Below are 528 nucleotides of genomic sequence, written 5' to 3'. Positions count from 1 at the left end.
CAAGTGTCCACAATGAATTATCTGATCGGCCAGAGCAAAAGACTGTTTGGGTCTGTAGCTCAGTTGGTTAGAGCGCACCCCTGATAAGGGTGAGGTCGGCAGTTCAAGTCTGCCCAGACCCACCAAAATTTGCGTAATACGTCGTTGCTTTTACTCTCGTGTAGCAGGCTACACGTCGACCAAAAGCGCCTCGTCTTACTCAAATTTCCATCGATCTTGATGGTGTCAGAGGGGCCTTAGCTCAGCTGGGAGAGCGCCTGCCTTGCACGCAGGAGGTCAGCGGTTCGATCCCGCTAGGCTCCACCACTCTCCAGGGTCCTACAGTCGGTGTTATGTGAATCCACAGTCACAAGCGATCATTGCACAAGGCAATGAGACGTTTGTGACTGTCGATTGACAGTCGCTCTTTAACAATGTGAATCATGCTGACAAAGTCCCTCTCCTACCCGGGAGAGGGCATGAGATACGTCTCAAGCGTATCCGGCAATTGTCGTTGTTGTCATCGCAGATCAGACCCCTTGGGGTTAT

General features: G+C 51.7%; 2 tRNA genes. Both read left to right on the top strand.

Annotation, left to right across the window (positions count from 1 at the left end):
* Positions 1 to 48: 48 nt before the first annotated feature.
* Positions 49 to 125: transfer RNA gene (locus MYL53_RS17170), tRNA-Ile, on the top strand.
* 105 nt (positions 126 to 230) lie between these two features.
* Positions 231 to 306, top strand: a tRNA-Ala gene (locus tag MYL53_RS17165).
* The last annotated feature ends 222 nt before the right edge of the window (positions 307 to 528 follow it).

Source organism: Halomonas getboli, assembly GCF_023094245.1.
In the GTDB taxonomy this organism is placed as follows: Bacteria; Pseudomonadota; Gammaproteobacteria; order Pseudomonadales; family Halomonadaceae; genus Halomonas; species Halomonas getboli.
Note: the sequence above shows the minus strand (reverse complement) of the source record. Positions and strands in the feature narration are given on the sequence as shown.